At 65.2% G+C, this 12,794-nt stretch carries 13 protein-coding genes; 2 read left to right on the top strand and 11 right to left on the bottom strand.

Translation table 11 applies throughout. The features are described from left to right. Positions 1 to 249: 249 nt before the first annotated feature. Together MNI96_RS06295 and MNI96_RS06290 are read left to right on the top strand one after the other, a co-directional pair. Entirely contained in the window at positions 250 to 1,458 is a 1,209-nt protein-coding gene (locus tag MNI96_RS06295; protein WP_249691342.1) for an FIST N-terminal domain-containing protein, read from the top strand. Next, positions 1,455 to 2,807: an ATP-binding response regulator gene (locus tag MNI96_RS06290; RefSeq protein ID WP_158193431.1), complete on the top strand. Its 1,353-nt coding sequence runs from the start codon at positions 1,455 to 1,457 to the stop codon at positions 2,805 to 2,807. The genes MNI96_RS06295 and MNI96_RS06290 overlap by 4 nt, the downstream gene beginning before the upstream one ends. A 22-nt stretch (positions 2,808 to 2,829) precedes the next feature. Here MNI96_RS06290 and MNI96_RS06285 read toward each other — a convergent pair whose 3' ends face one another. The 11 genes from MNI96_RS06285 to phnL form a co-directional block, all read right to left on the bottom strand. Continuing rightward, positions 2,830 to 3,561, bottom strand: coding sequence for a response regulator (locus MNI96_RS06285; protein ID WP_249691341.1), 732 nt, complete (start codon positions 3,559 to 3,561; stop codon positions 2,830 to 2,832). A gap of 162 nt (positions 3,562 to 3,723) precedes the next feature. After that, a complete protein-coding gene (locus MNI96_RS06280; protein ID WP_249691340.1) occupies positions 3,724 to 4,458 on the bottom strand; it encodes an FkbM family methyltransferase in 735 nt (244 codons plus the stop codon). A 164-nt stretch (positions 4,459 to 4,622) separates the two neighbouring features. Continuing rightward, positions 4,623 to 5,204, bottom strand: a complete 582-nt coding sequence (phnN, locus tag MNI96_RS06275) for a phosphonate metabolism protein/1,5-bisphosphokinase (PRPP-forming) PhnN (protein WP_249691339.1) — start codon at positions 5,202 to 5,204, stop codon at positions 4,623 to 4,625. 3 nt (positions 5,205 to 5,207) lie between these two features. Beyond that, positions 5,208 to 6,347 (bottom strand): alpha-D-ribose 1-methylphosphonate 5-triphosphate diphosphatase, encoded by a 1,140-nt coding sequence (locus tag MNI96_RS06270; protein ID WP_249691338.1) that lies wholly within the window; start codon positions 6,345 to 6,347, stop codon positions 5,208 to 5,210. Between the two features lie 30 nt (positions 6,348 to 6,377). Next, entirely contained in the window at positions 6,378 to 7,070 is a 693-nt protein-coding gene (locus MNI96_RS06265; protein WP_249691337.1) for a DUF1045 domain-containing protein, read from the bottom strand. Between the two features lie 124 nt (positions 7,071 to 7,194). After that, on the bottom strand, positions 7,195 to 8,541 hold the full coding sequence (gene phnE / locus MNI96_RS06260; RefSeq protein WP_249691336.1) for a phosphonate ABC transporter, permease protein PhnE: 1,347 nt from the start codon (positions 8,539 to 8,541) through the stop codon (positions 7,195 to 7,197). A 1-nt stretch (position 8,542) separates the two neighbouring features. Next, positions 8,543 to 9,400 carry a phosphonate ABC transporter, permease protein PhnE gene (phnE, locus tag MNI96_RS06255; RefSeq protein WP_249691334.1) on the bottom strand — a complete coding sequence of 286 codons (858 nt, stop codon included), beginning with the start codon at positions 9,398 to 9,400 and terminating at the stop codon, positions 8,543 to 8,545. A 79-nt stretch (positions 9,401 to 9,479) separates the two neighbouring features. Next, entirely contained in the window at positions 9,480 to 10,385 is a 906-nt protein-coding gene (gene phnD, locus MNI96_RS06250; RefSeq protein WP_249691333.1) for a phosphonate ABC transporter substrate-binding protein, read from the bottom strand. 75 nt (positions 10,386 to 10,460) lie between these two features. After that, the gene (gene phnC, locus MNI96_RS06245; protein ID WP_249691330.1) at positions 10,461 to 11,312 is read right to left on the bottom strand and encodes a phosphonate ABC transporter ATP-binding protein; all 852 of its coding nucleotides are present in this window, start codon (positions 11,310 to 11,312) and stop codon (positions 10,461 to 10,463) included. Between the two features lie 122 nt (positions 11,313 to 11,434). After that, positions 11,435 to 12,055 (bottom strand): DapH/DapD/GlmU-related protein, encoded by a 621-nt coding sequence (locus tag MNI96_RS06240; RefSeq protein WP_249691328.1) that lies wholly within the window; start codon positions 12,053 to 12,055, stop codon positions 11,435 to 11,437. Positions 12,056 to 12,068: 13 nt separating this feature from the next. Further along, positions 12,069 to 12,794: a phosphonate C-P lyase system protein PhnL gene (gene phnL, locus MNI96_RS06235; RefSeq protein ID WP_249691326.1), complete on the bottom strand. Its 726-nt coding sequence runs from the start codon at positions 12,792 to 12,794 to the stop codon at positions 12,069 to 12,071.

The raw sequence follows: 12,794 nt of genomic DNA, 5'->3' as shown, positions 1-12,794 counted from the left end.
CGATACTCGCCAACCAAATCCATGAAAGCTCCTCCCGGCCCGGCCGCCGGCGGCAAGATGCCTGGCGGGCCGTTTGCCCGGTCTCCCTTCCGGACGCCTTCAGGAAAAGGCAGGACCCCGCGCTTGTACACTGTACTTTCGGTCGAAGCCGAACGTCCGCTTGTCACGGGCAAGCGAGCAGCCCTAGACTGAACCGTCGCCGCAGCGTCATCCGGGTGCCGGTCCTTGCCGGCAGGCCGGACCGGGGAGATGACGGGCGGCACGAGGGAGGAAAGCGTGCAGCCGAACGGCGGCATCGAACACGCCTGCGGTGTGATCGCACTGGAATGCGACGATCCGGGCGATGCAGGATACTGGACCCGCGTGGCTGCCGCGCGGGAGCGCAGTTCTGCAGGCTTTGCCCTGGTGTTCTTCTCCTCGGCCCGTTTCGCACCCGGCATCGTGACAAACGCACTGTCGCAGGCCTGCCCCGGCCTGCGCTATGCAGCCTGCTCGACGGCCGGGGAGATCACCCGAAGCGGCATTTCCGAAGGCAATCTCATTGTCATCCTCTTCCCGGCTGACCGCTTCCGGATCGCGGCCCATCGCATCAGCGACATCCGCCGTGCCGGCATGGAGCGGATCGTCGCGCAGGTAGGCGAGGCAAAGCGCTCCTTCGTCGCGCCGGGGAGCGCCGTACGCATATCGAACACCTTCGCCTTGTGCCTGATCGACGGCCTCTCCTTTGCCGAGGAATCGGTCACCGCCGCCCTTCACTGGGGCCTCGACGATATTCCCCTGCTCGGCGGCTCGGCCGGTGACGACATGCGCTTCGGCGAAACGACCCTGATCCTGGACGGCGAACCGGCAAGAGATGCCGCGCTCCTGATCCTGGTCGAGACGCAGGTCCCCTTCCATATCTTCAAAACCGACAATTTCGTGCCGACACCGGACAAGCTGGTGGTCACGCGCTCCGATCCCGACCGGCGCATCGTTCACGAGTTCAACGCAGCACCCGCGGCGCAGGAATACGCCCGCGTGATCGGCATGGATCCGCAAAGCCTCTCGCCGATGAGCTTTGCCTCGCATCCGCTCGTCGTGCGGGTCGGCGGCGAATACTATTGCCGCTCCGTCCAGAAGATGAACCCCGATGGGTCGCTCTCATTCTTCTGCGCCATCGACGACGGCATCGTCATGACCGTCGCGGAGCCGGCCGGCATGACACGCACCACTCGAGCCGCCTTCGACGCGGTGCGCGAGCGCATCGGCGGCATCGACTTCGTGCTCGGCTTCGACTGCGTGCTGCGCCGGATCGACGCCCGCAACCGCCAGGTGACGCATCGCATTGCCGCGATCTATCACGAGAACAAGGTCATCGGCTTCAACACCTACGGCGAACAGTATCTGTCGATGCACCTCAACCAGACCTTTACCGGCATTGCCTTCGGTCTCGGCGAGAGCGACAGGAGCGGCCCGTGAGCATTCTCGACATCGACGACGTCGAACGCCTCAAGCGCATCAACGATGCGCTGATCAATCGCGTCGAGCGCGCGATGGACCAGCAGCGCAACGCCTTCTCGCTGTTCCAGACCGCCATCGCGCTGGAGGGGCAGGTCCGCCGGCGCACGGACGAGCTGACCTCCACGCTGCGCAATCTCGAAAAGACCAACGCGGAACTTGCCCGCCAGAAGGAGATATCCGAGCGCGCCGACCAGTCGAAGACACGGTTCCTGGCGGCGGCGAGCCACGACGTGCTGCAACCGCTGCACGCCGCCCAGCTGACCATGTCGGCGCTTTACGACCTGCAGGAGAGCGAACGCGGCCGGGCGATGGTCATGCAGGTCGAGCGCTCGCTCGACACCATGAACGAGCTGCTGCACACGCTGCTGGACATCTCCCGGCTCGATGCCGGAGTGATGGTGCCCAACCCTGCCGCGGTGCCGCTTGTGCCGGTCATCGAGTCCCTCCTGTCCGATCTCCGGCCGATCGCCGAGGCAAAGGGCCTGCGCCTACAAACCTCCATTACCGGAGACCACGTGCGCTCCGACCGGACCATGCTGCGCCGCGCCTTGCAGAACCTGATTTCCAATGCCATCCGCTATACCGACCGCGGCGGCGTGCTGATCGGCACCCGTCGGCGCGGCAACATGGTGGCAATCGAGGTGGTCGACACCGGCTGCGGCATCCCGCTCGACCAGCGCGAGCTGATCTTCGACGAATTCCACCGCGGGCCGGCGGCCAAGGACCGCGCGGGCCGCGACGGCGACTGTGCTCTCGGCCTCGGCCTTTCGATCGTGCGCCGCCTCGTCACGGCCCTTGGCCACGACCTCAGCCTGACCTCGGAAGTCGGCAAGGGCAGCCGCTTCCGCATCCTCGCCGAACGCTGCGAGCCGCCGTCAATCGGCGAAATCCGGCCGCAAACGGCTCAGCGGCCGATCAGCGATGCGACCCTGGCCGGCCGCCGCGTGCTGCTTCTTGAAAACGACATCGAGGTGACCCGCGCCATGTCGACCCTGCTCGACGGCTGGGGCTGCGAGCACAGGGTGGCGGCCTCGCAGGAAGGGGCAGAAGAGGTGCTGGACGAAGGGTTCATGCCGGACCTGATCATTGCCGACCAGCATCTCGACCACGGCGACCACGGCACGCTGACCGTTGCCGCACTGCTGCGCCGGCTCCGGCGGCGGCTTCCGGTTATCCTGGCGACTGCGGACATATCGGAGCCTGTCATGCGCCAGGCGGCCGATCTGGGCGCGGAGTTCATGGCAAAGCCGCTGAAACCCGCCCAGTTGAGAGCCCTCATGGCGCATATGCTCGCCTCGGCTCCGTAAGCGGAAACAGGCCGCCAGGTCTTCAGTCCCGGCCGCCGACCCCGCCCTGGCCCCCGCCCTGGCCATGACCGAAGGGATCGATGGAACCGAGCCCTGAAATCTGCTCCAGCTTCGACATCTCGATCACCGCCTGGGTGCGGCTGTGAACGTTCAGCTTGCGTAGGATCTCGGAGACATGCGCCTTCACGGTGGTCTCGCCGACCTGCAACTCGTAGGCGATCTGCTTGTTGAGCAACCCGTCGCAGATCATGCCCAGCACCTTGAGCTGCTGCGGCGTCAGGGTCGCGACGCGGCTGATCATGTCCCTGGCATGCGCATCAATCTGTTCGTCGCTGGCAGCGACAAGATTGTCCGGCACGAAGACAGCGCCATTGATCACCTTCTGGATCGCATCGGCAAGGGCTGCCTTCTTGGCCGACTTCGGGATGAAGCCGGCAGCCCCATAGGCGATCACCTGCGAAACGACCTTGGGGTCCTCGTGGCCGGAGACGACCACGACCGGAAGACGCGGGAAATTGGTGCGCAGGTGCAGCAGCCCGTCCATCCCGCGCACGCCGGGAATGCTGAGGTCGAGAAGTGCGAGATCGAAGCCGCCTTCCGCGGCGAGGATGTCGCAGGCCTCCGGCAGCGAGGCGGCATCCTGCGTGTCGGCATCCGGATAGGCCAACGTCACCGCACTGTGCAGCGCCTCTCGAAACAGCGGATGATCGTCGATGATCAGGAATTTCGCCATGGCACCGGTTTGAACTGTCATGTCGGCTTCTCCGACCATCGCACCAAATGCGTGATATTCAAAGGCTTTCCCCGGACGAGCCGGCAAGCGCCAGCCTCCTGGCAACAAGTGTCGCCAAGGGGCCGCACTCCGGCAAGCGGACTAAAGAACGAGAGAGGGAAACGAAAGCCCTTGAAAGGGCGCTCAGGCGAAGCGGGTGAAGAGCTCCGCCTCGCTGTTGTCCGTGTCGCCGACCGCCTCGAAACACACGACCGGGCCTTCCGACAAGGCCGCATTGTAGGCAAATCCGTCCGCACACAGGCCGGAGAAGATCTCGATCATGCCTGCCTTGCCGATCTTGTGCGGATGCAGTTCCAGCACGATCCGCTTGAGCCCGCTGACACGCAGGTCGCGGAACAGGTCGAGTTCGGCCCCCTCGATATCGGCGATGAGAACCGTGATCTTCTTGTCCGCGATGAAGGCGGAGGCGTCCACCGCCGGCACGCGCACCGTCTCGGTCACGCCCTCCTGATCCTGGCCGATGCCAGAGCGCCAGAACTCGCGGTGCAGGGTGAACTCGACGAAGCCCGTCTTCAGGACCTGCGGATCCGAGACGAACGCCGCGTTGATCACCTCGACCCCGGTCACACCGTTCTTGCGATGGGTCTCGCGAATATGCGGGATCAGACGAGCATCGGCTTCCACCGCGGCGTAATAGGCCGGCCCGACATTGCGCATCACGCCGGCGGAGATGAATCCGATACCGGCCCCGAGCTCCAGCACCCGGTCCTCCTTGCGCACGAAACGCGAGGCCATGGAGAGTTCTGAGGCCTCATAGCGGCCGCGCCGAATTTCCTCGATGATCCGATCGTTGGCAACGGTCTCGTCCAGAGACAGCACCAACCCGCTGGTGCGATGGGTTACCAGTTGCCCCGACATCCGATCCACTCCCGTCCTGTCCGCAATGCCGTGGTGCTGTGACCCGATCCGCAACCATCTGCATCCGCATTTTTATCAATACTCGCATTGCGAGCAATGCTGCACTTCTTGTCGCAAAGCTTCGAGCCTTGCGCAAGAGGCGCAGTAGATCGCGGCAGGGATCTTCAGAGACGCGTCGTATCGGCGAGATCGACGATGGCGGCAACCAGGGCATCGGCTGCCCGGTCGAGGTCTCCACTGTTGTCGATGATGCACGCAGGCGCGACCGGCAGCGCCTCCCCGGCCCTGGCGATGCGGGCGGCGATGTCGTCCGCGCTTTCACGCCCGCGCGCGGCAAGGCGCGCGGCCAGCACATCGGGGGCCGCCACGATCTGGATCACGCAGAGCGTCGGGAACCGCTCCTGCATGCCGGCGAGAACCTTGCGCGACCCGTTGACCACGGCAGGACGCCCCGCTGCAAGGTGCTCAGTCAGCGATGCGGGAAGCCCATAGCCGAGGCCATGCGCGCGCCAGCTATAGGCGAATGCACCGGCTCGCTCGGCCTCCTCGAAGGCCTCTGCCGTCATTGGCACATGCGTCTCGGCATCGGCGCTCGCCGGCCGGGTGATCGACCGCTGCACGAACAGGAAATCCGGACGCCCGGAAAGGGCCGCCCGCGCGCGCGCCAGCAGCGTGTCCTTGCCGACCCCGCTCGGCCCGACAACGGCGATCAGCGGTCCCGGCCTGCCCGATGCTGCCCCCTGCATCGCTCAGACCACCCGGTTGCCTTCGCGCCAGACGGTGCGCACGATCGGGATGTGCTCCTCGACGCGCACGCGCACCAGATCGGCACGCTTGCCGATGGCGATCTCGCCCCGGTCATCGAGCCCGGCGGAGCGGGCCGGCGTGCGCGAAACCATGGCAATCGATTCAGGCAGATCGATGCCGTCGACCACCTCGCCCAGAAAGAACGCGGACTGGATGAGACTGAAGGGGATGTAGTCCGACGACAGAATGTCGAGCAGCCCGTTCGCGGCCAGATCGCGCGCCGAGACATTGCCCGAATGCGAGCCGCCGCGCACCACGTTGGGGGCACCCATCAGCACCGCCAACCCCTGCGCCTTGGACGCGCGCGCCGCCTCCAGGGTCGTCGGGAATTCCGCGACCCGAATGCCCAGTTCGACCGCCTCGTCGACATGGGCATCGGTGGCGTCGTCGTGACTGGCCAGCATCACGCCGCGGGCCTTGGCGCGCTCGGCGACGATCTTGCGGTTCTTGTCGGACCAGGTTGCCGACTGCGCCATCCGTCGCTCGCAGAAGTCGTTGAACTCCGCGTCGCTCATGCCGCGCTTGCCCTTGTAGTAGACTGCGTAGGCCTCGAGGCTGACGAACTGGCGCTGGCCGGGAGAATGGTCCATCAGCGAGGCGATGCGCACGCGCGGGTCGTTCTCGAAGATCTCGAAGCTCTCCAGGCAGTTGGGCGCAGACACCTCGCAGCGCAGGTGGATGAAGTGATCCGCCCGCAGCCAGTCTTTCGCCATGCCCGCCTCGATGGCGTCGGCCAGCCGCCGCATGTCGGCATCGGTGATGTCGGTGTCCTCATCGAGCCCGACGCGCAGGGCGTCGAAAACCGTGGTGATCCCGCTGGCGGCAATCTGCGCATCATGGGCGCAGACGGCAGCGATCGGGTTCCAGCGAACCTTGGGCCGCGGCGCGTAATGGTTCTCCAGATGGTCGGTGTGCAGTTCGACCAGCCCGGGGATCACATAGTCGCCGCCCATGTCCTGCGCACCCGGCAGCGAGGAGGGACCGCTGTCGATGCCGGCGATGCGGCCGTCGCGCAGGTGCAGCGAACCCTCGACGACCTGGTCGGCGAGCACGATCCGGGCATTGGTGAGTATGGTATCCATCGGTCCGTCTTTCTCGAAGGGAACGGTCTGTCAGCCGCCTGTTCCCGCAAGGGGTGCCTGATGCAGGCAGATGAAGGGAGCGCCCGGAGCCGGTTCGGCAAAGATCGCCAGCCGGTCGAAGGCGACCGGGTCCGCCACCAGCGCCTCGAACTGTTCGTCCAAAGCGCAGTGAACGGCCCTCGCCGTCTCCCCGTCCAGCCGGTCGCTGAGCGTCATGTGGAAGCGGAATGCCTCGAAAATATAGGGATAGCCCCAGGTCTCGAGCAGATCCCGATGGTGCGGCGACAACCTTTCAGGCTGGCGGCGCGCTATCTCGGCTTCGGTGAGGGGTGCCCGAAAGGGGTCGAACTGCCGCACCACGGTGGCGGCGAGCGCATTGAGTTCGTCCGCAGGACCGGCCGGCGTCAGCGCGAAAAATCCATCGAGGTTCGAAACCTTGAGCTGAACGGGTGAGATCGGCGCGGTCTCGGCGCAAAAACGGTCGAGGGCTGCGACCAGCCCCTCCTCGCTCCGCCCCGCGGCCAGACGGAACGGCGCCTTCAGCGTACCGTGGAAGCCGTAGCGGATCGCCGAGGCGATTAACCCGGCGCGCGCATCGGACGAAAAGCCGCCGACGTCGGTCGCCTCCACGCTGCGGCCGAACACGCTCCGGCCGAGCCAGGCCTCGGCGGCACGTACCAGCGGGTGCCCGGCATCGGGCGTGAAGTAGATCGCGTATCGCATGCGTTCCGCTTTTCTGGAGCCGACGGCCGGCAAGGGCGCATACGCCAGGGGCGACACCGCCTCGCTCCGGCCCTGGTGACGGGAAGGACCTGCCGGGAAAGATCCCGGCAAGAGGCCGTCGAACTTACGTCCGTCCGGTCTGTCCGATCAACAGGCCTCTGAGCCATCCCGACAGGCTGTCCATCGCCATCACCATCAGGACGATGAGGATGATGTAGTAGCTGACTTCCTCCCAGTCCTTCTGGGTGATGATCGCCTGGGTGAGCAGAAGGCCGATGCCGCCGCCGACGATGGCACCGATCACGGTGGCGCTGCGGGTATTCGATTCCAGATAGTAAAGCACCTGGCTGAGCAGCACCGGGACGATCTGCGGCATCACGCCGAAACGTGCCTGCTGGATCGGCGAAGCGCCCGTCGACTGGACACCTTCCACCTGCTTGCGGTCGACATTTTCCAGCGCCTCGGAGAACAGCTTGCCGAAAGAGCCGGTGTCGGTCATCAGGATCGCCAGCGATCCTGTGAGCGGACCGGGTCCGAAGGCCCGGCTCAGGATGATCGTCCAGATCAACCCGTCGACGCCCCGGACGAAATCGAAGAAGCGCCTGAGCACGAAGCGCAGGCTGCGCGCCGGCGTGAAGTTGGACGCCGCGAGGAATGCGAGCGGCAGCGCCACGACCGCCGCGCCCATCGTTCCGAGGAAGGCCATCAGAACCGTCTCGAACAATGCCCATGCCACATCGCCATGCCGCCACATCTGATTGTTCCAGAAGTCCGAGATCATGTGGACGATGTTCGGCCGCGCCGGATCGATACGCTCGCCAGAAATGGCAAGGTTCGCCAACTCGCGGAAGGACAGTCCGCTGAACGGACTGTCGAGCGTGAAGAAGAACAGCTCCCAGCCCGGCTCATAGCGGAAGGTCTCGGTGCGATTGCGGGTCATCGAGAAGCGACCCTCGGGCGTCGTCACGGTGACGCGGGCGGAAGACGCATTGATCCAGTCAGGGATCTCTCCTTCGGGCAGGTCGAGGCGAATGCCCCGCCCTTCAGGTTGGACCCGGATCACGCCGTAGTCCGGGACGGTGAAGCGCGCGCCCTCGCCCTCGTAGACGACCTCGTAGCCCTTGCCGAGGTCGATGCGCGTGAGGCTGTCCTGCATCCCCACCCATTCGGGCAGGCGGCTAGGCGGATAGGTGCCCTTGTTCTCGCCTTCGATGGCCACGGTGACGGTGCCCGAGCGGTTGTCCCGCGTCACATGCGTCTTGTGGCTCCAGAAGTCGGACAGGAGGATCGCGGCATTGTCCGTCCTTGCATTGGTGACGATGCCGGGAATGTCGAAGGCGAAGAATATGTAGGTCAGGTAGACGAGAACCACCGCGGGAATGGCGAAGGCGACCCGCCGCTTGCGGTCGAAGGCGGCCACCGCCGCATCGCCAAGCGTGCCGGCAGGCGGTGTGGAGATCATGGCGGTCATGTCAGTGCCCCTTCACCAGCTTGTGCCGGAAATGGCTCGAAACCTGGTCGATGACGACGATGGTGGCGAAGAGAAGCAGGAAGATCGCGACGACCTGATCGTAACGGCCCTGCCCCCACTGCATTGCCGTCTTGAGGTCGTACCCGATGCCGCCCGAGCCGACGAAACCCAGAATGGCAGAGGCCCGGACGTTGATCTCGAAGCGCAGCAGCGCATAGGAGAGCCAGTTCGGCGTGACCTGCGGCAGCACACCGAGCCACATCGATTGGCTCCAGCTTGCGCCCGCGGACGACAGGCCCTCGACCGGCTTGCGGTCGGCATTCTCGCTCACCTCGGAGAACAGCTTGCCGAGCGCGCCCGTCGTGTGGAAGGCGATGGCGATCATCGCCGGCACCGGTCCGCCGCCGAGCACGAAGATCAGCACGAGTGCGATGACGATCTCCGGGATCGCGCGCATCGCATCCATCAGCCGCCGGAACACAGGGATAAGCGCGGGAAACCGCGCCAGCCCGCGTGTCGACAGCAGCGACAGCAGCGCCCCGCCGCAGGCACCGATCAGCGTGGCGACGCCGGCAATGTTGACGGTCTCGATCAACGAAGGAAGGAACTTCCACATCAGGCCGGGCAGGTTTGCGGCCTTGGCCACGGCTTCCGAAACCACTTCGGAGGGGAAGTCGAAGAACTGGTGAATACCGGTCCAGAAACCGCCGGCATTTCGGGCATCGGCAAGCTGAAAACCCGACACCATCAACAGCACGAAGACGAGCAGCAGGATGCCGCTGTACATCTGCCGTTGGCGGGCATGGGCGAGATAGTCGGCGCGGATATCGCCCGATTTTGCGGAAGCCGTGTCCGTCATGAAGTCCTGCTGCAGGTACCTGTGGCAAAGCGCGCGGGCGGGACCTAAGTCCCGCCCGGCAATCACGAAGGTCGTTCGATCAGTTGCTCTTGGCCTTGCGGACCGCGATGATCGACTCGTAGGCGTCGTGGGTGATCGGGGCAAAGCCTGCGGTCTCGCCGGCTGCCACATTGTAGGCGCACTCCGGGTCCTTGCCGTGCAGGTCCTTCAGCAGAGCGGTGACCTTCTCCTTGGCGTCGGCCGGCAGGGCGCGGCGCAGGACGATCGGGCCTTCCGGTATCGGCTTGGAACGCCAGATCTCGACCAGGTCGTTCATGTCGATGAGACCGGCATCGACCGCCTTGCGCAGCGCACCGGAATTGTACCCGTCGATCCACTCGCCCTGGCCGTCGGCCCAGGTCACGCCGCCGTCGACATCGCCGTTCTTCACGGCGACGATGGTCTGCTCATGACCGCCGGTGAAGACGACCTCGCCGAAATAGGCGCCGTTCTCCATGGACGAACCCGTCTGCTGCGGGATCTCGATGGACGGGATCAGGTAGCCGGAGGTCGAGTTCGGATCGCCGAAGCCGAACTTCTTGCCCTTCATGTCTTCCAGCGAGGCGATGCCGCTGTCCTTGCGGGCAAAACCGATGGAGTGATACGAGAACGAGCCGTCGAGATTGGTCTTGACCAGAACGACGTCGACCGCTTCCGGATCGGTCAGATAGGTCTTCGCGTAGCCGGATGCGCCGAGCCAGGCGAGATCGATCGAGCCGCCGAGCAGGCCCTGGATGACGCCGTCATAGTCGGCTGGGGTGAAGATCTTGGTCTCCACGCCGAGCAGATCCTGAACATAGGCGCGCAGGCACTCGTTGGAGGCCAGGCGGTCCTGAGCGTTTTCGCCGCCGAGTACACCGATGCGGAACTCGTTGATGTCCTGCGCCGCGGCGCCGACGGACATGGTCGCAACCGCAGTGGCGGCCAAGAGAAGCTTCTTGAGCATGTGACGTCTCCTGAAAGAGTCGTTGGATGATTCTTGTGTTCGACCGCGCGCGGACGCCGCGCCGGATCCTGCGGCTCAGGCGGAGGCGGAGGCCGTCCGCAGCAAGGCCGGGGATGGGGTGGTCACCGCCGCCGGCACCGGCCGGGCGTCGATGCTTGTCGAGGTGATGGCCTCGGAGATTTCATTGCCGTCGCCGTCGGTCCCGTAGATCTCGCGCACCGCGTCAGCCGTCAGTTCGTCCGCCGTACCGTCGAATACGACCCGCCCCTGCGACATGCCGATGATCCGCTCGCAATAGGTGCGTGCGGTATCCAGCGTATGCAGGTTGGTGATGACGGTGATCCCCTCGCGCTCGTTGATGTCCTTGAGCGCATCCATGACGATCTTGGCGTTCAGCGGATCGAGCGAAGCGATGGGCTCGTCGGCCAGCAGCACCTTCGGAGACTGCATCAGCGCCCGCGCAATCGCCACGCGCTGCTGCTGGCCGCCCGACAAGGCCTCGGCGCGCTTCAGCGCATGCTCCGCAACGCCCAGTCGCTCCAGGATGTCGATAGCGCGCAGGATATCGGCCTTGGGGAACAGGTTGAACACGGTCGAGAGCGTCGAGCGGGTGTTCAGCGTGCCATGCAACACGTTGGAAACGACGTCGAGGCGCGGTACGAGGTTGAACTGCTGGAACACCATCGCGCAGTCGCGACGCCACGAGCGCAGAGCGGATCCCGACAGGGCCGAGACCTCCGTGTCGCGAAACACGATTCGTCCGCCATTGGGATCGACGAGCCTGTTGAGCATCCGCAGCAGCGTGGATTTTCCCGCACCCGAGCGGCCGATGACACCCACCATCTGTCCGTCCGGAATGTCGAGCGTCACGGCATCGACCGCGGTCAGCAATCCGAACTTTCGCGTCACACCGTCGAGCTTGAACATCTGCGCCTCAATCCTGATGATTGAAGTTTGCGTACTCGGTATAGATGACAGGGAATCTGCGGTTTTATGACAATTCCCTGACGTTTGCCGGATACAACGCAGTAATTCGACGGCTCACGACTTCATTTGACAGCCTCGTAACGTTCCAGGAAGGCTTCCGCATCGATATTTCGGAAGTCTTCAAGCGTTTCGCGCAAGCGTTCGTGGCTCCAGTGCCACCAGGCGAGCGCCTGCATTCGCGCAACGACATCGGCCGGAAAACGCTCGCGGATCAGCCGCGCCGGAACACCGCCGACGATGGTGTAGGGCGCGACGTTCCGGGACACGACCGCACCCGATCCGATCACCGCACCATCGCCCACAGACACGCCGGGAAGGACGGTGGCGCCATGGCCGATCCAGGTGTCGTGACCGATCCGCACTCGCAGCGCCCGTCGGCGGCGGAAGAAGTCAGCCTCCTGGTCGGCATCGTCCCAGTAATCGTTCGCACGATAGGTGAAATGGTGCAGCGTCGCCCGCTCCATCGGATGATGGGTGGCATTGATCCGTACGCAGGCGGCTATGTTCGCGAACTTGCCGATCTCCGCGTTCCATATCATCGCATCGCGCATCACGTAGGAATAGTCGTCCATGCGGGTCTCGCTGATGCTGACCCGCGCATCCACCTCCGTGTAGCGGCCGAACTCGCAGTCGCTGACCTCGGCCGTCGGATGGATGTAAGGGGTTTCGGAAAGTCGCGCCATCGCCCTCGCCTCCTCAGGCCGCATGCGCCGGCGCGAAGCCGCGCACGTCGATGATCCGGTCGGCAACGGCCTCGCGCACTTCCTCGTCGTGGAAGATGCCGATCTGCGCCACGCCCTGTGCCTTCTTCTCCGCGATCATCTCGATCACGACACGCCGGTTGGCCGCATCGAGCGAGGCCGTCGGCTCGTCGAGCAGCAGCACCGGATGGTCCGTGATGAAGCCCCGGGCGATGTTCACGCGCTGCTGCTCGCCGCCGGAAAAGGTCGCCGGCGGCAGCTGCCAGAGCCGCTGCGGCAGATTGAGCCGCTCGAGCGTCAGTCCGGCCCGCTCCCGCGCGGTGCCCGCATCGATGCCGCGCGCCACCAGCGGCTCGGCGACCACATCGACCGCCGCAACACGCGGGACGGTGCGCAGGAATTGGCTGACATAACCCAGCGTCTCGCGGCGGATGGCCAGCACCAACCGCGGTGAGGCCGCGGCAAGGTCGACCATCGCATCGCCGTGCCGGATCAGGATCTCGCCGCTGCTGGCTGCGTAGTTGCCGTAGAGCATCTTGAGGATGGAGCTCTTGCCGGCGCCGGACGGGCCGCCGAGCACGACGCACTCTCCGGCGCGCACCTCGAAGGACGCCCCCTCCACCACCGGCAGCTCGAGGCCGCCCTGCAGGTGCATGCAGAAGGACTTGGACAGAGAGCTCGCCCGCACGGCAATGGCATCTCGATTGACGGGATCGGGCAT

It is taken from the genome of Stappia sp. WLB 29, assembly GCF_023507705.1.
Lineage (GTDB): Bacteria > Pseudomonadota > Alphaproteobacteria > Rhizobiales > Stappiaceae > Stappia.
Note: the sequence above shows the minus strand (reverse complement) of the source record. Positions and strands in the feature narration are given on the sequence as shown.